This is a genomic window from Micromonospora sp. NPDC049240 (assembly GCF_040647835.1).
Classification (GTDB): domain Bacteria; phylum Actinomycetota; class Actinomycetes; order Mycobacteriales; family Micromonosporaceae; genus Micromonospora.
In genome coordinates, this window is sequence record NZ_JBEZCX010000004.1 from 106,898 (window position 1) to 124,388 (window position 17,491).

The window sequence follows — 17,491 nt, forward strand, 5'->3', positions numbered from 1 at the left end:
GGCGTTAAGAGAGGGCCCCTCCTTTCACCCATCAGCCGTGCCAGGAGCGCCAGAGGGCGGCGTAGGGGCCGTCGGCGGCTACCAGGGCGTCGTGTGGGCCCAGCTCGGTGATTCGGCCGTCGGACACCACCGCCACCCGGTCCGCGTCGTGTGCGGAGAACAGCCGGTGCGCGATGGCGATCACGGTCCGCCCGTGCAGCACCGCGGCCAGCGACCGCTCCAGCGCGCGGGCGGCGCGCGGGTCGATCAGCGAGGTGGCCTCGTCCAGCACCAGCGTGTGCGGGTCGGCGAGCACCAGCCGGGCCAGTGCGAGCTGCTGCGACTGCGCCGGGGTGAGCGGATGCCCGCCGGCCCCCACGGTCGTCTCCAGCCCCGCCGGCAGCGCCTCCGCCCAGTCCAGCGCGTCGACCGCGGCCAGCGCGGCGCGCACCGCCGCCCGGTCGGCGGTCGGTCGGACCATCGCCACGTTGTCGGCGAGCGTGCCGATGAACACGTGGTGCTCCTGGCTGACCAGCGCGACGTGGGTACGCAGCTCGTCCAGGGGCAGTTCGGCGAGGGGTCGGCCGTCGACGGTCACCGCACCGGCCGACGGGGTGTGCACGCCGGCCAGCAGCCGACCCAGCGTGGACTTGCCCGCCCCGGACGGGCCCACCATGGCCAGCCGCTCCCCCGGTCGGGGCACCAGCGTCACGCCGTGCAGCACGTCGTGGCCGGGGCGGTACGCGTACCGGACGTCGTGCGCGGCGAGCCGACCCTCGGTGGTCGGCCGACGCGACGCGACGGGCGCCGGGGAACGCTCGTCCGGCTCGGTGGCCACGCCGAGCAGCCGGGCCAGCGAGGCGCCGCCCACCTGGAACTCGTCCAGCCAGCCGAGCAGCCGTTCGATCGGGTCGGTGAGCTGCTGGGCGTAGAGCGTGGCGGCGGTGACCTGGCCCAGGCTGGCCCAGCCCTTCAGGTGGAACCAGCCGCCGATCAGCAGCGTGGCCACCATCGGCACCAGGTAGCCGAACTCGGCCACCGGCCAGAACACGGTACGCAGGTACAGCGTGTACCGCTCGGCCGCGTACGAGCGGCGGATGTCGGCGTCGCCGCGGGCCCGGCGGCGGGCCGCCTGGCGCAGCGCCTCGGTGGTCCGCGCCCCCTCGACCGTCTCGCTGATCCCGTCGGTGATGTCCGAGTAGGCGGCGTTCTCCCGCAGGTAGCCGGCCGGCGCGCGGCGCAGGTACCACCGGGTGCCGGCCCAGAGCACCGGCACCGCGAGCAGGCTGGGCAGCGCCAGCAGCGGCCCGGTCAGCACCAGCGCGCCGAGGATCAGCAGCACGGTCAGGGCCGCGATCAGCGTCTCCGGCCCGGCGAACCGGACCGTCCGCGACAGTGCCGACACGTCGCGGGAGGTGCGGGTGAGCAGGTCACCGGTGCCGGCCCGTTCCACCGTGGACAGCGGCAGCGCCAGCACCCGGTCGACGAACTCCTCACGCAGCTCGGCGAGGACCCGCTCGCCGAGCCGGGCCGAGGCCAGGTGCGCGAACCGGACCAGCACCGACTGCACCACCACGAACGCGGCGATGGCGGCCACCACCCGGTCCACGGTGGTGGCGGCCACGCCCCGCGAGATGCCCTCGACCAGGTCACCGAGCAGGCGCGGGGTGACCAGCCCGGCCGCCGCGGCGAGCGCGTGCAGGCCGAGCACGGTGGCCAGGCCACGCGGGTGCCGGCGGACCAGCTCCCGCACGTACCGGCGGACCCGCGCGGCGTCGGCGACGGGCAGCGCGTTGCTCATCGGTCCTCCTCCCGGCTCACCGTGGCCGCGTACCGGGGCTCGGCGGCGAGCAGTTCCTCGTGCCGGCCCTCGGCGACGACCTTGCCGTCCTCCACGAAGACCACGTGCTCGGCGCGCCCGAGCACCAGCGGGCTGGTGGTGCAGACCAGCGTGGTGCGGCCGGACCGGGCCGCGGCCAGCCGGTCGGCGACGCGCGCCTCGGTGTGCGCGTCCACCGCGCTGGTGGGCTCGACCAGGATCAGCGTCTCCGGGTCGGCGACCAGCGCGCGGGCCAGCCGCAGGCGCTGCCGCTGCCCGCCGGAGAACTCCCGGCCCCGCTCCGCGACCGCGCCGTCCAGGCCGCCTGGCAACGCCTCGACGATGTCCGTCGCGCCGGCCGCGGCGAGCGCCGCCTCGACCGTGGCGCGGTCCGCCCGGTCGTGCGGGTCCAGCTCCGTGCGGAGCACGCCGCTGAACAGCTGCGCGTCGTTGTCGGCCACCAGGATCCGCTCCCGCACCGTCGCCAGTGCCACGTCCCGCAGCGGTACGCCGTGCAGCGTCACGTCCCCGTCGGCGTACCGGCCGAGGCGGTCGGCGATCTCGGCCGCGTCCTGCGGTTCGGCGGCGGCCAGCGCGGTGAGCCGGCCCGGCCGCAGCACCAGCCCGGAGCGCGCGTCCGCCAGCTCGCCCGGCCCGGACGGCACCGGCACCGGCTGGGCCGGGTCGGTGAACTCCGGCGCGAGCCGCAGCAGCCGGACCACCCGGCGGGCCGCGACGTGCCCCCGGGTGAGCTTGTCGGCCGCCTCGGTGAGGTTGCGCAGCGGGCTGACCAGGAACGCGGTGTAGCCGTAGAAGGACACCAGCTCACCGGCGCTGATCTCGCCGCGCAACGCGAACCGGGCGCCGAGCCAGGTCACCAGCACCACGAACACACCGGGCAGCAGGATCTGGGCGGCCTGGAGCAGCGACTCCACCCGGGCCACCCGCAGGCCGTCGGCGCGCAACGCCTGCGACCGTTCCCGGTAGCGGGCGGCCAGCACCGGCTCCCCGCCCACGCCGCGCAGCACCCGCAGGCCGGAGACGATGTCCGCGGCGCGCGCGGTGAGCCGGCCGGTCGACTCCCGGTACGCCGCCTGCTGCCGGTGCAGCGGCCGGATCAGCAGCGCGACGAGCGCCATCAGCAGCGGCACGCCGAGCACCACCACCAGCCCGAGCGGCAGCGACGCGGTGAGCAGGATGGTGGCGACGGTGACGATGCCGACCACCGCCCCGACGCCCCGGGCGGTGATGTCGATCGCGCTGCCGATGTGCTCGATGTCGGACGTGCCGATGCTCACCACCTCGCCGGCGGCGACCCGGCGCGGCAGCGCGGCGCCGAGCCGGTTGGTGGCGTCCACGGTGACCTGCACCGTGCGGTACGCGGCGCCGAGCCAGTTGTGCACCGCGCAGCGGTGCCGCAGGATGCCGGCGCCGGCCTGGACCAGCCCCAGCCCGAGCAGGGCGAGGCTCCAGCGCACCAGCGCGTCCGGGTCGCGCTGGGCGAGCCCGGCCTCCACGGCCCGGCCGATCGCGGCCGGCACCAGCGCCTGGGCCAGCATCCAGATCACGCCGAGCGTCAGACCGCCGCCGAAGTACACGGGATGTCGCCCGGCGAGCCACACCAGGTAACGGGTGGCGGACCGCGCGTCGGGGGTGCCGGGATCGCCGGCCGGTGAGAAGCGCATGACCCACCGACGCTAGGTGGCGCGGCCGACCGCACGCCAACCAGTTTCCGGGCGCTGTGACGACCGTCGCCTAGCGGTCGACCTCGGTGAAGTCCCAGCTGTGCGGTGGACGGGCGACCAGGCGCGTGGGCGGTTCGGGCAACTCCCGGGGGTTGCTGCGCCACTTCGAGATGACCACCAGCCGGTGGTCGGTGGAGGAGAACACCTCGCTGCCGACGTGCATCGGGTCGTGCTCGAACTCGGGCAGCGCGGTCTCGCACACCCAGGTGATCAGCTCGGCGAAGCCGTACGGCTCGGCCTTCGCCTCCCACATCCGGACGATCATGTCGGTTTCCTCCCCGGTCAGACGCTGACCACGGTCAGCGGCATGGCCGAGTCGGCCGGCAGGTCCAGCCGGCTCGGGGCGACGCCCGCGGCGACCAGGTGCGACCCGAGCGCCGCCACCATCGCGCCGTTGTCCGTGCAGAGCTTCGGCCGGGGCGTACGCACCCGGACGCCGTGCTTGGCGGCCCGCTGCTCGGCCATCGCCCGCAGCCGGGAGTTGGCCGCCACCCCGCCGCCGATCACCAGCGTGTCGATCCCGCTGCTGCGGCAGGCATCAAGCGCCTTGCCGACCAGCACGTCGCAGACCGCCTCCTGGAAGGACGCCGCCACGTCGGCCACCGGCACCGGCTCGCCGGCCCGCTGCCGCGCTTCCACCCAGCGGGCCACCGCCGTCTTCAGGCCGGAGAAGGAGAAGTCGAACCGGTGTCCGACCAGGTCCTTCGCGGCGGTCAGCCCGCGCGGGAAGGCGATCGACGCCGGGTCGCCGGCCCGCGCCTCCCGGTCGATGTACGGGCCACCGGGGAACGGCAGCCCGAGCAGCCGGGCCACCTTGTCGAACGCCTCCCCGGCCGCGTCGTCGATGGTGGCGCCGAGCGGCACCACGCCCCGGGCCAGGTCGTCGACGCGCAGCAGCGAGGAGTGCCCGCCGGAGACCAGCAACGCGATCGCCGGCTCGGGCAGCGGACCGTGCTCCAGCGTGTCCACGGCCACGTGCGCGGCGAGGTGGTTCACGCCGTACACCGGCTTCTCCGCGGCCACCGCGTACCCCTTGGCGGCGGCGACGCCGACGAGCAGCGCGCCGGCCAGACCCGGACCGGAGGTGACCGCGATGGCGTCGATGTCGGCGATGGTGACGCCGGCTTCGCGCAACGCCCGGTCCATGGTGGGCACGATCGCCTCCAGGTGGGCCCGGCTGGCCACCTCGGGCACCACCCCGCCGAACCGGGCGTGCTCCTCGACGCTGGAGGCCAGCGCGTCGGCGAGCAGCGTGTGCCCGCGCACGATGCCGACGCCGGTCTCGTCGCAGGACGTCTCGATGCCGAGGATCAGGGGTTCGTCAGCCATCCGCGTTCAGTCCTCGTGGCGCTGCATGACCAGCGCGTCGGTATTGCTCGGTTGGTAGTAGCCGCGCCGCACGCCGATCGGCTCGAAGCCGTACGTGGCGTAGAGCCGCTGCGCGGGGGCGTTGTCGGCGGCGACCTCCAACAGCGTGCTGCGGATGCCGCGCCGGGCCGCCTCGGCGAGCAGCGCCTCCAGCAGCAGCCGGCCCACGCCCCGGCGTTGGGCGCCCCGGCGGACCGCGATGTTCTGCACCCACGCCTCGTCGGGCGGGGCCGCGGCCAACCCGGCGTAGCCGGCCACCGTGCCGTCGTCGTCGATGGCGACCAGGTAGAAGTGCCCGTTGGCGAGTTCGTTCCAGAACATGCCCGGGGACCACTGCTCGGCGCCGAACAGGTCCGCCTCGATGGGCAGCACCTCGTCGACGTGCCACCAGCGGAACCGGCTCAGCCTCATCGCAGGACCGGCTTGTGGCCGGTGGCCGCCACCGCGTCCGGGCGGCGCAGGTAGAGCGGGGTGAGCGCCTCACCCGGGGCACCCGCGCGGATCCGCTCGGCGGCGAGTCGGGCCAGCGCCAGCGGGTCCGGGTAGCGCGGCTCGGCCCGCACCGGCAGGCCGAGCACGTCCGCGTACCGCTGGGCGCCGTCGCCGACCGCGACGGTGACCGCCAGGTCGCGGGCTCGCTCGGCGACGACCGCCGGGGCGGCCACGTCCGGGCCGGCGACGCGCCGTCCGGCGCCGTCGTAGACGGCCCAGTAGACCTCGCGCCGCCGCGCGTCGCTCGCCGCCAGCGCCAGCTCACCCGCAGCGGCGGGGTGGCTTGCGGCGGTCGGCTGGCCGAGGCCGTCCAGCGAGCAGACGCCGTACGTGGGGACGCCGAGCACCTGGCCCATGGTGGCGGCGGTGACCAGCCCCACCCGCAGCCCGGTGAACGGGCCGGGGCCGAGCCCGGCGACGATCGCGCCCAGGTCGGCCGGGCGCCCGCCCACGTCGGCGAGCACCGCGTCGACCTGCGGCGCGAGCAGCTCGCCGTGGGCCCGGGCGTCGACCGTGCACCGGGACGCGCGCAGCACGACGCCGTCCGCCGAGACCTCGGCCAGCGCCGCGGTCACCGCGGGCGTCGAGGAGTCCACCACGAGTACGAGCACGGTAAGCCAGCCTAGCCCGTCCCCCGGCCTGGGCCGCCCACCGCATGCCGTCACGGACGGTAGCGTCCGGAGGGAACACCATGCGGTGAAGCGATATACCTAGGAGTCATAAATATGACACAGCGGTATATCGCTCCGCCGAGACATGCCACCCTGCCGGGATGACGGAGAGTCACCTGGCCCACCAGATCGCCCGCACGCTGCGGCACGAACGCGACCGGGCCGGGCTCACCCAGCAGGCACTGGCCGCCCGCGCCGGGCTGAGCCAGGCCGCCATCGCCCGGATCGAACGAGGCGACCGGCTACCCGGCCTGACCACCGTGGAGCGTCTCCTCGCCGCACTCGACCGGCAGCTACGGATCGAGGCCGAGCCGCTCGACAGCCACCTGGACGCGGCGCTCGACGAGCTGGCCGGCACCGACCCGGTCGAGCGGCTCGACCGCCTCGGGCTGGACCGCTTGGTCGACGCGCTCGGCGACCTCCCCCACGTGCTGGCCGGCAGCACGGCGGCCGTGGTGCAGGGCGCGCCGATACCGGTGGAGGCGGTCGAGATCGCCGTGCGATGGCGGGACTCCCCCTCGTTCACCGCGTTCCTGGGGCGGGCGCTCGCACAGCGGTGGAACGCCCGCTGGGAGGAGTGGGGCGGCGTGCGCCACGAGCCCGAGGAGCCGGGCGAGCACCGCTGGCGGACCCGCCACGGCGAGCTGCGGGCCCGGATGGTCGAGGAACTGCCCGAGCCGATCGAGGTGCGGCTGGGTGGGCGCACCTACCCGGTCGAGCCGCTGGTCCAGGTGGAGGTGGCCGACCGGCGCGCGGCCGAGCTGCTGCGCCGGCACCGGCAACGCCTGGCGGCCGGCGCAGCAGGAGCGGCCGACGCAGCCGACCGCACCGGCGGGTCAGCCGGCTGAGCGTTCCCAGTCGACGGTGGGCAGACCGGCGTCGGCGAGCGCCTTGTTGGCCGCGCTGAACGGCCGGCTGCCCAGGAAGCCGCGCGGGTTCATCGGGCTCGGGTGCCCGGCCTCCAGCACCACGTGCCGCGAATTCGTGACCAGCGCCGCCTTCTTGCGCGCGTAGCCGCCCCACAGCAGGAAGACCACCCGCTGGTCGAGCGCGTCGAGCGCCCGGATGGTGGCGTCGGTGAACTCCTCCCAGCCCCGGTTGGCGTGCGAGCCGGGGGTGGCCTGGCGGACCGTGAGCACCGAGTTGAGCAGCAGCACACCCTGGGCGGCCCAGCCGTCGAGGTTGCCGCTGCGCGGCTTCGGCACGCCCACGTCCTCGCCCAGCTCCTTGAAGACGTTGCGCAGCGACGGCGGCACCGCCACGCCCTCCCGCACGCTGAAGCTCAACCCGTGCGCCTGCCCCGCCTTGTGGTAGGGGTCCTGCCCGAGGATGAGCACCCGGGTCTCCGCCGGCCCGCACAACCGGTAGGCGGAGAACAGGTCCGCCAGCGGGGGAAAGACCATGGCGGTCGCGTACTCCCGGGCGACGAAGTCGGCCAACGCCGCGGTGCGGGCCGGATCGAGGTGCGGGGTGAGCGCCTCCCGCCACGGCTCGGGCAGGAGCGCCAACAGGTCGAGGGCGGGAACGTCGTCGGGCATCGGCAACCTTTCGCAGTCGTCCCCGGGACTCTAGGCACCGGGTACGACAGCGCTCAGTCGAGGGTCGCCAGCCGGGTCGCCCAGTCGCCGCCCACCGGTTCCAGCGTGACCACCCGCGTGTCGTCGTCCCGCCGGTCGATGCGGACCCGCAGGTGCGCGTCGACCAACTGCTCGACCATCCCCTCGCCCCACTCCACCACGGTCACCGCCTCGTCCACCGAGGCGTCCAGGTCGAGGTCGTCGATCTCGGCGCGCGGATCGGCGGACTCCCCCAACCGGTACGCGTCGGCGTGCACCAGCGTCACCCGGCCGCCCCGCGCCGGGTCCGGCCGGTGCACGCGGGCGATGACGAAGGTGGGCGACGTGATGTCGCCGCGTACGCCCAGGCCGGCGCCGACGCCCTGGGTCAGCGCGGTCTTGCCGGCCCCCAGCGGACCGCTGAGCAGCAGCAGGTCACCGGCGCGCAGCACCCCCGCCAGCCGCCGCCCGAACCCGTGGGTGTCGTCGAGGGTCCGCAGCTCCACCACCACAGTCACCCGGTCACCGACTCCAGGAACCGCTCCAGCGCCGCGTTGACCTCGTCGGCGTGCTCCAGCATCACCACGTGCCCGCTGTCGTGGATCTTCACGAACTCGGCGTCCGGCAGCCGCCGGACGATCTCCTCCGAGTGCGTCACCGGCGTGATCATGTCCTTGTCCCCCACGATCACCAGCACCGGCGTGCCGGCCAGCGCGGCGAGCGCCGGGAACCGCGAGTGCGTGGCCAGCGTCCGCAGGTAACGGGTGACCGTGTCGGCCGAGGTACGGGAGTTCATCGTCTCCACGTACGACACCAGGGCGGGGCTGGGCTTCGGGGTGCCGAACCCGTACTTGCGGGTCAGCAGCCAGGCCACGTTCGAGGTCGACTTGCGGGCCTTGTCGATCACCGTGCCGCCGTACCGGGTGGCGTTGCTCATCATGTAGAGCACCGGCGCGCCCACGCGACCGAGCAGCGCCGGCGCCACCAGCTTCGTCTCCGCCGCCAGGCCACCGGAGGTGGCCATCAGCACGGTGCCGACCACCCGGTCACCGAACAGCTCCGGGTACAGCTCGGCCAACGCCATGATCGTCATGCCGCCCATCGAGTGCCCGATCAGCACCAGCGGACCCTCCGGGACCACCTCGTCGAGCACCCGGCGCAGCGTGCGGCCCAGCGCGGTCAGGTCGTACTCACCGGTCTCCAGCCGCCCGGACCGGCCGTGTCCCGGCTGGTCGTACGCCACCACCCGGTAGTCGCCCCGCTCGGCGAGCAGCTTGCGCTGGAAGTGGAACGTGCCCATGTCCAGGCAGAAGCCGTGCACCAGCACCACGGTCGGGTGCCCGGCGACCGGCCGGGTCGGCTCGACCACCTCCACGTGGATGTCGGTGCCGTCCGGCATCTCCAGCCGGTACGCCTCGTCGTGGCGCTGCCGCCCGAAGACCTCGTGCGCGTACCGGTCGGTGGGGTCGTTCTTGAGCCGGCGGACCAGCACCCGCTCGCTGACCACGCCCGCCGCGAGCCCGGCGGCGGCCACCCCGACGGCGGCGCCGACCAGCCCGGCGACCTTCCCCGCGGCGCCTCGCGGACGCGGCACCCGCAGCCGCTGGCTCATGGCTTCTCGCCGTCATAGACGCGGGGCACCCGCACACCGCCGAACCGGGTGACGATCTCGTAGTTGATGGTGCCGACCGCCTCGGCCCAGTCGTCGGCGGTGGGCTCGCCGGCCGCGCCGCTGCCGAACAGCGTCACCACGTCGCCGGCGGCCACCTCGTCGTCACCGCAGTCGACCACGAACTGGTCCATGCACACCCGCCCCGAGATGGTCCGCCGCTCGCCGCCGAGCAGCACCGGACCGGTGTTCGAGGCGTGCCTTGGCACCCCGTCGGCGTAGCCGAGCGGCACCACGGCCAGGTTGCTCTCCGCCTCGGTGAGGTAGGTGTGGCCGTAGGAGACGCCGGTGCCGGCCGGCACCCGCTTGGTCAGCATCACCCGGGCCCGGGCGGTCATCGCCGGGCGCAGGCCGAACCGCTCGCCCGCGATCGGCGACAGACCGTAGACCGCGATGCCGGGACGGACCAGGTCGAAGTGGGTGTCCGGCCGGGTGAGCGTGGCCGCCGAGTTGGCCAGGTGCCGGTACCGGGGCCGCAGGCCGGCCCGCGTGACCATCTCCAGCCCTTCCCGGAAGACGGCGAGCTGGCGATCGGTGGTGGGGTGGCCGGGCGAGTCCGCGTACACGAAGTGGCTCCACACGCCGACCACCTCGACCAGGCCGTCGGCCTGGGCCTTCGCGGCGGCCTCCAGCAACGCCGGCCAGTCGGCGACGGTGGCCCCGCCCCGGGACAGCCCGGTGTCGATCTTCAGGTGCAGCCGGGCCGGGCGGTCCGCCCGGCGGCTCGCCTCGACCATCTCGTCGAGCTGGCTCAGGCTGGCGCAGCCCAGGTCGACCCCGACGGTGATCCCGTCGTGCAGCGGCAGGCCCGGATCGAGCAGCCAGGCCAGCACCGGCGCGGTGATCCCCTCCTGACGCAGCCGGAGCGCCTCGTCCAGGGTGCAGACGCCGAGCTGGTCCGCTCCGGCGTCGAGCGCCGCGCGGGCCGCCGGCACCATGCCGTGCCCGTACCCGTCGGCCTTGACCACCGCCATCAGCTCGGCGCTGGTGCCGGCCTTGAGCCGGGCCACGTTCTCCCGGATCGCGTCGAGATCGACGCGCACCTCCGACTGCCACATGCCCCCAGCCTACTTCCGCCGGTGATCATCGTGGCCGGGAGCCGCGTGGCCGGCGCCCCCGCCCCGCCAGCGCCGGCACCCGGATCAGGGCAGGCGGGCGAGGACCGGGCGCAGCGCGGCGGCCACGTCGGGCGCGGTCACCGGGCCGCCGCGGGCCGCCTCCCGGCCGGCCAGCCCGTGCAGGTACGCCGCGGCGGCAGCCGCCCGGTCGGGGGCCAGGCCGGCCGCGAGCAGCGAGCCGAGCAGCCCGGCCAGCACGTCGCCGGTGCCGCCGGTGGCAAGCGCCGGGGTGCCGGTCGGGTTCACGTACGCCCGGCCGTCGGGCGTGCCGACGATCGTCCGGTCCCCCTTGAGCAGCACCACCGCGTTCATCCAGGCGGCCAGCCGCAGCGCCGCGGCGACCCGGTCCGCACCGGGCATCTCGCCACAAAGTCGGGCGTACTCCCGGTCGTGCGGGGTCACCACGATCGGGGCGTCCCGCCCGCGCAGCCGATCGGCGAGCTTGCCGTCCACCAGCAGCGTCAGCGCGTCGGCGTCCAGCACCACCGGCACCGACGTGGCCAGCACCGCGCGCAACTCGGCGGCGGACGCGTCACCGGTGCCGAGCCCGGAGCCGCAGACCCAGGCCTGCACCCGGCCGGCGTCGGCGACCCGGTCGGTGGCGATCACGGACGGGTGCTGGCGCACCACCTCGGCCCGGGCGCCGCCGGCGTAGCGGACCAGGCCGGCGGGACCGGCCAGCGCGCCGCCGGCCGAGAGCACCGCCGCACCCGGGTAGGTGGCGGAGCCGGTCGCCACCCCGACCACCCCGCGGGAGTACTTCTCCGACGCGGCGCCCAGCGCCGGCCACCAGGCGGCCACGTCGGACCACTCGGTCACCCCCAGCGCCGGGGACCCGCGCAGCCACGGGGTGAGCCCGATGTCGACCAGGTCGACCTGCCCGGCCAGCGCGGCGGCCGGGCCGACCACCAGAGCCGGCTTGAGCGCGCCGAACGCCACCGTCACGTCGGCGTGGACCGCGCGCGGCCGGCCGGCGTCGGTAAGCGGGACGTGGCCGGTGTCGACAGCGACGCCGCTCGGCACGTCCACCGCGACCACGGTGGCCCGCGTGCCGTCCCGACCCCGGTGCTCGGTCAGGCTCGCGGCGAGCTGGTCGGCGGTCTCCCGCAGCCCACCGGCGCCACCGATGCCCACGATGCCGTCGAGCACCAGGTCGACACCGGCGGGTGGCCGGTCGACCACCTGACCACCGGCGGCGCGCAGCGCGGCCAGGCCGTCGGCGTGGGCGCGCTCCGGGGTGAGCAGCAGGGCGGCGACCGCCGCGCCCCGGCGGGCCAGGCGCGCCCCCGCGAAGAGCGTGTCGCCGCCGTTGTCACCGGAACCGACGAGCAGCAGCACCCGGGCGCCGTAGACGCCGCCCCGGTCGGCCAGCAGCAGCGCGCAACGGCGGGCCAGCCCGGCCGCCGCCCGCTGCATCAGCGCGCCGGACGGGAGGGTCGCCATCAGCCCCGCCTCCGCCGCGCGAACATCCGCGACCCGCCACACCGGTCTCATGCCGTCCCGCCCCGTCCGTTCCCGTCGGCTGCGATCACGGCCTCACCCTACCGGCGGCGCGAGGGCCGGGCGGGGCGCCGGGACAGCCCTGTGGACAACCGGGGCCGTTGTCCACAGGGTCGGCGCGGACGGCTCCCGCCGGCCTAGCGTCCCCGCTGTCCGGGTCGGCCGATGGGCTCGGCGGGGTGGGGAGGTCGTCGTGGTCGAGGAGCCGTTAAGCGTCGATCCGGAGCTGCTGCGCGCGGTGGCCCGGGAGCTGACCGACGACGCGCACCGGCTGGCGTACGGGCCGGGCGGGGTGCCGGGGCCGGTGGCGCCGCCACCGGACGGCTGGCGGGCCGACGCGGCGCTCGACGAGTTGGACGCCGCGCTGCGCCGCTGGTCCGGCGCGCTCGCGGCCCGGGTGGCCACCACCGCCGAGGCGCTGCGCGGCGGCGCGGACGGCTACGAGGCGGTGGACGACCGGGCCGCCCGCCGCCTCACGCGGAGCGCCGCCGGCCTCCCCGTCCGCCCGGCTCCGGCGGGCACCGCTCGGGACGGCGGCCGGTGACCGGCGGCGAGACGCGACGCCGCCCGCGCCCGGCAGGTGCCGCCCAGGGCCCGCGCCCGGCGGGCGCCACCCGGGGCCCGGGGCCGGCCGGCACCCGCCCGCACCGGGCGGGAGCCACCCACGACCGAGGAACTCCCGCACCCCGCCGGGCAGCCACCGCACGAGATCGCCGGTCCGGCCCGGGTCCGGTCGGCTACGCGCAGCTCTGGCGCGCCGAGCCGGGCGCCTGGCTCGCCACCGGGGCGGCCTGGCGTGGGCTCGCCGGCCCGGTGCGTCACCGGGCCACCGGGCTGGCCGCCCGAGCCGACGCGCTCCGGCCCGGCTGGACCGGTGCGGCCTCGACGGCCGCGCAACGGCGCCTCGGTGAGCTGCGCACCTCGTTGATCGAGGTGCTGCCCGCGCTGGTCGAGGTCGACCAGACGCTCGCCGAGTTCGCCAGCCGGGTGGGCGCGGCGAAGGCCCGCCTCGACGCCGAGGTGGTCCGCGCCGAGAGCGGCGGCCTGCGGGTGGACCGCTCCGGCGCGGTCCGGCCGGATCCCGCCCGGCCCGTCACCCGGACCGGCCCCGCCGTGGTGCGGGCGCAGGCCGGGATCCGGGACGCGCTCGCGCTGGCCGGCGCGGCGGACCGGGAGGCGGCCGACCGGCTGGCGGAGATCGCCACCGCGGCGGTGACCGGCTGGGTCAGCGTGCCGCCCGCCTGGCGACCGGGGCCCGGCGCCGGTCCGGCCGAGGTGAGCCGCTGGTGGGCCGGCCTGAGCCCGGCCGAGCGGCGGTGGCTGGTCGGGCACGAGCCGGGTCGGGTCGGCCACCTCGACGGCGTGCCGGTGACCGCCCGCGACCAGGCCAACCGGCTGCTGCTGACCGACCGGCGGGAGGAGTTGCTCGCGCGCCGCCTCGCGCTGCGGCGACCGCTGCCGGCCGGCCCGGCGGAGGTGGCCCGGCGGGCCCGGCTGGCCGGGGTCGAGGCGGCGCTGCGCGGCCTGGACGGGCTGGCCGAGCGGCTGGCCACGTCGGGGGCGCCGCGGGCGTACCTGCTGGGGCTCGACCCCGCCGGGGACGGTCGGGCGGTGGTGGCGCTCGGCAACCCGGACCGGGCCGGTGCGGTGCTGACCTACGTCCCCGGGATGACCGCCGACCTCGCGGACGCCCCGGCCGAGTTGGGCCGGGCCGCCCGGGTGCTCAGGCGGTGCGCGGCGATCGGGCCGGGCGAGGAGGCGGCGGCGGTCCTCTGGCTGGACTACGACGCGCCGGACTTCCTCCCCGAGGCGTCCGGCACCCGGCCGGCGGAGGCCGCCGGCCCGGCGCTGCACCGGTTCCAGGAAGGGCTGCGGGCCACCCACGACGGGCCGCCGGCCCGGCAGACCGTGCTCGGGCACAGCTACGGCTCGCTTGTCGTCGGCACCGCCGCCCGCGACCACGGGCTGGGCGCCGACGCGCTGGTCTTCGTCGGCTCACCCGGCGTCGGCGTCGACCACGCGGCCGAGCTGCGGATGCCGGCCGGCCAGGTCTGGGCGTCGACCGCGCCCGACGACGTGATCCGGCTGGCCCACCCGCCGGACGAGCTGGCCCGTCGCGCCGTGCTGGCCGGTACGCCGCTCGGCCCGGTGCTGGCCGCACACGACCGGCACAGCGAGCGGCTCTGGTTCGGCGCCGATCCGAGCGCGCCGGGCTTCGGCGGCCGGCGCTTCCCGAGCGGACGGCACGGCCACACCGGCTACTGGGACGCCGACAATCCGGCCCTTGACGGGATGGCCCGGATCGTGCTGGGCCAATGAGCGGACGCCGAGCGGGAAGACGCGACGGCCCCTCCGGTGTGGGCGGAGGGGCCGTGGCGGAGGCGGGTCGGCTACTCGACCGTGACCGACTTGGCCAGGTTCCGCGGCTGGTCGACGTCGTGCCCGCGGGCGGCGGCGATCTCTGCGGCGAGCACCTGGAGCGGCACGGTGGTCACCAGCGGTGCCAGCAGCGTCGGCGTACGCGGCACGTAGATCAGGTGGTCGGCGTAGCGGACCACCGCCTGGTCGCCCTCCTCCGCGATCACGATGGTGCGGGCGCCCCGGGCACGCACCTCCTGGATGTTGGAGACGACCTTGTCGTGCAGCATGCCCCGGCCGACCGGCGACGGCACGATGCAGATCACCGGCGTGCCCTTGTCGATCAGCGCGATCGGGCCGTGCTTCAGCTCACCGGCGGCGAAGCCCTCGGCGTGCATGTACGCCAGTTCCTTGAGCTTCAGCGCGCCCTCCAGCGCCACCGGGTAACCCACGTGCCGGCCGATGAACAGCACGGTCGGCTCGGACTTCAACTCACGGGCCAGTTCGCGCACCGGCTCGATCCGGTCGAGCAGCTCACGCAGCTTGCCCGGCATCTCCTGGAGCTGGGCCACCACCGCGCCCACCTCGTCGGCGAACTTGATGCCCCGCACCTGCGCCAGGTGCAGGCCGATCAGGTAGCAGGCCACGACCTGGGTGAGGAACGCCTTGGTGGAGGCGACCGCGATCTCCGGGCCGCCGTGGGTGTAGAGCACCGCGTCCGACTCGCGCGGGATGGTCGAGCCGTTGGTGTTGCAGACGGCCAGCACCCGGGCCTTCTGCTCCTTGGCGTGACGCAGCGCCATCAGCGTGTCCATGGTCTCGCCGGACTGCGAGATCACCACGATCAGCGTGGACCGGTCCAGCACCGGGTCGCGGTACCGGAACTCACTGGCCAGCTCCACCTCGCAGGGGATCCGGGTCCAGTGCTCGATGGCGTACTTGGCGACCAGACCGGCGTGGTACGCGGTGCCGCAGGCGACGATGAAGATCTTGTCCACGTCGCGCAGGTCCTGCTCGCTGAGGCGGACCTCGTCGAGGGCGATCTCGCCGCTCTCGGTGAGCCGGCCGAGCAGCGTGTCGGCGATGGCCTGCGGCTGCTCCTCGATCTCCTTGAGCATGAACCAGTCGTAGCCACCCTTCTCGGCGGCCGACGAGTCCCAGTCGATGTGGAAGTCCTTGCCGGCCGCGGGCTGGCCGGCGAAGTCGGTGATCTCGATGCTCTCCGGCGTGATCAGGACGATCTGGTCCTGGCCCAGCTCGACCGCGTCCCGGGTGTGCTCGATGAACGCGGCCACGTCGCTGGCCAGGTAATTCTCGCCGTCGCCGCGACCCACCACCAGGGGCGAGTTGCGCCGGGCGCCGACCACCGCGCCGGGGATGGCGGCATCCACGGCGAGCAGCGTGAACGCGCCTTCGAGGCGCTCGCAGACCACCCGCATGGCGGCGGCGAGCAACTGTGGGGTGTCGGTCTCACCGGCCGCGCGCAGGTCGGCCAACGCGCGGGCGATCAGGTGCGCCGCGCACTCGGTGTCGGTGTCGCTGGCGAACTCGACGCCCTCGTCCTCCAGCTCGGTGCGCAGCTTCGCGAAGTTCTCGATGATGCCGTTGTGGATCACCGCGACCCGCCCGTCCGGGGAGACGTGCGGGTGCGCGTTGCGGTCGGTCGGCCCGCCGTGCGTGGCCCACCGGGTGTGGCCGATGCCGGTGGTGCCGTCGCCGATGCCGATCGGGCTGGCGGCGCAGTCCTCGGGGTTGTCGGCGGCCCGCTCGGAGAGCACCTTCTCCAGGTTGGCCAGCTTGCCGGCCTTCTTCTCGGTCAGCAGCTCGTCGTCGCAGACGACGGCGACGCCGGCCGAGTCGTAGCCGCGGTATTCCAGCCGCCGCAGTCCGTCGAGCACGATGCCGAGCGCCGGGCGCGCACCGGCGTAACCCACGATTCCACACATGGTCCGCAGCCTAGCCGAGTTTCGCTCATCGCGCGTGCGCGGAAGGCGGCTCAACGATCACTGAGCTTGAGCGAACCGGTCAGCGGAGGCCGCCAACCGGACAAACCGCCACGGTACGTGAGTGATCCACTCCCCGACGTACCACGATCTCGCGTGCCGGCCGGGGCGGGCCGCGTGGATGGCCGCCGCGCCCTACATTGAGGGGCCCGGGCGGCAGCCCCGGTCCACCCCTCCGCGGTCGTCCGCGCCGTACCCCTGTGAGCTGAGCCGATGTCCGAGACGACCCCCAGTCCCGAGCCGACCCCCGCCCCGGTCGACCCGACCGCGACGCCGGGCGCCGGGGAGCCCGCCACCTGGACGCCACCGGACGCGCTCGCCGCTCCGCAGCCCTGGGCCCCGCCCTCGCCGTGGTCGCCGCCGGCGTGGGACCCGAACCCGTGGGCGCCGCCCGCCTCCGCCGCGCCGCCCCACCCCGGCAGCGGGCACGGCTCACCGCCCGACGGCCCGGCCGCCGCACCACCAGGCGGTCCCGCTCCGGGCCACCCGGGCGGTCCGCACCACCCGGGCGACCCGCACGGTCCGCACCATCCGAGCGGTCCACACCACCCGGGTGAGCCGGGGGCGCCGGACCAGCCGTCGACCGCGTACCCGCCGGGGCCCTACCCACCGGCCGCCTACCCGCCCGGGTCGTACCCGGCGACGGGCTACCCGCCGGCCGCGTACCCGCCCGGGCCCTATCCGCCGCCGTACGCGTACCCAGGTGGGGCGCCGCGCCGGTCGAACGCGGGCTGGGCGATCGGACTGGTGATCACCCTGGTCGTCGCGCTGGTGCTGGCCGTCTGCGGCTGCGTCGGCCTGGGCGTGCTCGGCGGTCTCACCGACGGCAGCAGCAACGCCGGCGAGCCCTACGAGCGGCCGTTCGTCGACGGGCCGACGGAGCCCGACGGGTTCACCGACGAGCCGACCCCGGCACCGGCCGTCCCGGTCACCACGCCCTCCGGCGGGCCCGGCCGGTTCACCGTCGTCTACGAGGTGACCGGGGCCGACCAGGTGTACGTGCAGTTCTACGACGCGGACGCCAACTTCCTCCAGCTCGACGACGTGGACGCGCCGTGGCGGCTGCGGTTCACCGCGAACGACCGCGAGCGGGTGCAGGTGATCGCGACCCCGGCCGAGTCCGGTGAGGTGAGCTGCCGGATCAGCATCAACGGCAAGGTCGTCTCGCGGAACTCGGGAGAATACGACGCGACCTGCTTCGGGTGGTGAGGGT

General features: G+C 75.6%; 16 protein-coding genes. 4 read left to right on the top strand and 12 right to left on the bottom strand.

Annotated elements, in window-relative coordinates; translation table 11 throughout:
• Positions 1-31 precede the first annotated feature (31 nt).
• The 6 genes from AB0B02_RS07605 to tsaB all read right to left on the bottom strand — a co-directional run bounded on the left by AB0B02_RS07605 (position 32) and on the right by tsaB (position 6,014).
• Complete coding sequence (locus AB0B02_RS07605) at positions 32-1,780, bottom strand: ABC transporter ATP-binding protein (RefSeq protein ID WP_281938020.1); 1,749 nt, start codon at positions 1,778-1,780, stop codon at positions 32-34.
• Entirely contained in the window at positions 1,777-3,483 is a 1,707-nt protein-coding gene (locus tag AB0B02_RS07610; protein WP_357297908.1) for an ABC transporter ATP-binding protein, read from the bottom strand. The genes AB0B02_RS07605 and AB0B02_RS07610 overlap by 4 nt, the downstream gene beginning before the upstream one ends.
• Before the next feature lie 70 nt (positions 3,484-3,553).
• A complete protein-coding gene (locus tag AB0B02_RS07615; protein WP_281938022.1) occupies positions 3,554-3,808 on the bottom strand; it encodes a hypothetical protein in 255 nt (84 codons plus the stop codon).
• A gap of 17 nt (positions 3,809-3,825) precedes the next feature.
• A complete protein-coding gene (gene tsaD / locus AB0B02_RS07620; RefSeq protein WP_107158831.1) occupies positions 3,826-4,872 on the bottom strand; it encodes a tRNA (adenosine(37)-N6)-threonylcarbamoyltransferase complex transferase subunit TsaD in 1,047 nt (348 codons plus the stop codon).
• A gap of 6 nt (positions 4,873-4,878) precedes the next feature.
• Complete coding sequence (rimI, locus tag AB0B02_RS07625; protein ID WP_281938025.1) at positions 4,879-5,322, bottom strand: ribosomal protein S18-alanine N-acetyltransferase; 444 nt, start codon at positions 5,320-5,322, stop codon at positions 4,879-4,881.
• The gene (gene tsaB / locus AB0B02_RS07630; RefSeq protein ID WP_281938027.1) at positions 5,319-6,014 is read right to left on the bottom strand and encodes a tRNA (adenosine(37)-N6)-threonylcarbamoyltransferase complex dimerization subunit type 1 TsaB; all 696 of its coding nucleotides are present in this window, start codon (positions 6,012-6,014) and stop codon (positions 5,319-5,321) included. Before tsaB ends, rimI begins: the two co-directional genes overlap by 4 nt.
• A gap of 161 nt (positions 6,015-6,175) precedes the next feature.
• On the opposite strand from tsaB, the gene AB0B02_RS07635 reads away from it, so the two are divergent.
• Complete coding sequence (locus tag AB0B02_RS07635) at positions 6,176-6,922, top strand: helix-turn-helix transcriptional regulator (RefSeq protein WP_281938028.1); 747 nt, start codon at positions 6,176-6,178, stop codon at positions 6,920-6,922.
• Here AB0B02_RS07635 and ung read toward each other — a convergent pair.
• From ung to AB0B02_RS07660, 5 genes are all read right to left on the bottom strand, one after another.
• Positions 6,911-7,612 carry a uracil-DNA glycosylase gene (gene ung, locus AB0B02_RS07640; RefSeq protein WP_281938030.1) on the bottom strand — a complete coding sequence of 234 codons (702 nt, stop codon included), beginning with the start codon at positions 7,610-7,612 and terminating at the stop codon, positions 6,911-6,913. The genes AB0B02_RS07635 and ung overlap by 12 nt on opposite strands.
• Positions 7,613-7,665: 53 nt before the next feature.
• Positions 7,666-8,148: a tRNA (adenosine(37)-N6)-threonylcarbamoyltransferase complex ATPase subunit type 1 TsaE gene (tsaE, locus tag AB0B02_RS07645; protein ID WP_281938031.1), complete on the bottom strand. Its 483-nt coding sequence runs from the start codon at positions 8,146-8,148 to the stop codon at positions 7,666-7,668.
• Positions 8,145-9,242, bottom strand: a complete 1,098-nt coding sequence (locus AB0B02_RS07650; protein WP_281938032.1) for an alpha/beta hydrolase — start codon at positions 9,240-9,242, stop codon at positions 8,145-8,147. Before AB0B02_RS07650 ends, tsaE begins: the two co-directional genes overlap by 4 nt.
• A complete protein-coding gene (gene alr / locus AB0B02_RS07655; protein ID WP_357297919.1) occupies positions 9,239-10,357 on the bottom strand; it encodes an alanine racemase in 1,119 nt (372 codons plus the stop codon). Before alr ends, AB0B02_RS07650 begins: the two co-directional genes overlap by 4 nt.
• Positions 10,358-10,441: 84 nt before the next feature.
• Positions 10,442-11,911, bottom strand: a complete 1,470-nt coding sequence (locus tag AB0B02_RS07660; RefSeq protein ID WP_357297923.1) for an NAD(P)H-hydrate dehydratase — start codon at positions 11,909-11,911, stop codon at positions 10,442-10,444.
• Positions 11,912-12,110: 199 nt separating this feature from the next.
• Here AB0B02_RS07660 and AB0B02_RS07665 point away from each other — a divergent pair, with 199 nt between their 5' ends.
• Both AB0B02_RS07665 and AB0B02_RS07670 read left to right on the top strand, forming a co-directional pair.
• Positions 12,111-12,461: a hypothetical protein gene (locus tag AB0B02_RS07665; RefSeq protein ID WP_357297926.1), complete on the top strand. Its 351-nt coding sequence runs from the start codon at positions 12,111-12,113 to the stop codon at positions 12,459-12,461.
• Positions 12,458-14,236, top strand: coding sequence for an alpha/beta hydrolase (locus tag AB0B02_RS07670; RefSeq protein ID WP_357297929.1), 1,779 nt, complete (start codon positions 12,458-12,460; stop codon positions 14,234-14,236). The genes AB0B02_RS07665 and AB0B02_RS07670 overlap by 4 nt, the downstream gene beginning before the upstream one ends.
• Before the next feature lie 71 nt (positions 14,237-14,307).
• On the opposite strand, the gene glmS is transcribed toward AB0B02_RS07670, so the two are convergent.
• On the bottom strand, positions 14,308-16,221 hold the full coding sequence (gene glmS / locus AB0B02_RS07675; protein WP_281938037.1) for a glutamine--fructose-6-phosphate transaminase (isomerizing): 1,914 nt from the start codon (positions 16,219-16,221) through the stop codon (positions 14,308-14,310).
• Positions 16,222-16,491: 270 nt separating this feature from the next.
• Here glmS and AB0B02_RS07680 point away from each other — a divergent pair, with 270 nt between their 5' ends.
• Positions 16,492-17,487, top strand: a complete 996-nt coding sequence (locus AB0B02_RS07680) for an MmpS family transport accessory protein (protein ID WP_357297934.1) — start codon at positions 16,492-16,494, stop codon at positions 17,485-17,487.
• Positions 17,488-17,491 lie beyond the last annotated feature (4 nt).

Coding starts and splice junctions, on each gene's coding strand:
- AB0B02_RS07605 (WP_281938020.1), bottom strand. CDS start 1,780: ATGAGCAACGCGCTGCCCGTCGCCGACGCCGCGCGGGTCCGCCGGTAC.
- AB0B02_RS07610 (WP_357297908.1), bottom strand. CDS start 3,483: ATGCGCTTCTCACCGGCCGGCGATCCCGGCACCCCCGACGCGCGGTCC.
- AB0B02_RS07615 (WP_281938022.1), bottom strand. CDS start 3,808: ATGATCGTCCGGATGTGGGAGGCGAAGGCCGAGCCGTACGGCTTCGCC.
- tsaD (WP_107158831.1), bottom strand. CDS start 4,872: ATGGCTGACGAACCCCTGATCCTCGGCATCGAGACGTCCTGCGACGAG.
- rimI (WP_281938025.1), bottom strand. CDS start 5,322: ATGAGGCTGAGCCGGTTCCGCTGGTGGCACGTCGACGAGGTGCTGCCC.
- AB0B02_RS07635 (WP_281938028.1), top strand. CDS start 6,176: ATGACGGAGAGTCACCTGGCCCACCAGATCGCCCGCACGCTGCGGCAC.
- ung (WP_281938030.1), bottom strand. CDS start 7,612: ATGCCCGACGACGTTCCCGCCCTCGACCTGTTGGCGCTCCTGCCCGAG.
- AB0B02_RS07650 (WP_281938032.1), bottom strand. CDS start 9,242: ATGAGCCAGCGGCTGCGGGTGCCGCGTCCGCGAGGCGCCGCGGGGAAG.
- alr (WP_357297919.1), bottom strand. CDS start 10,357: ATGTGGCAGTCGGAGGTGCGCGTCGATCTCGACGCGATCCGGGAGAAC.
- AB0B02_RS07660 (WP_357297923.1), bottom strand. CDS start 11,911: ATGAGACCGGTGTGGCGGGTCGCGGATGTTCGCGCGGCGGAGGCGGGG.
- glmS (WP_281938037.1), bottom strand. CDS start 16,221: ATGTGTGGAATCGTGGGTTACGCCGGTGCGCGCCCGGCGCTCGGCATC.
- AB0B02_RS07680 (WP_357297934.1), top strand. CDS start 16,492: ATGTCCGAGACGACCCCCAGTCCCGAGCCGACCCCCGCCCCGGTCGAC.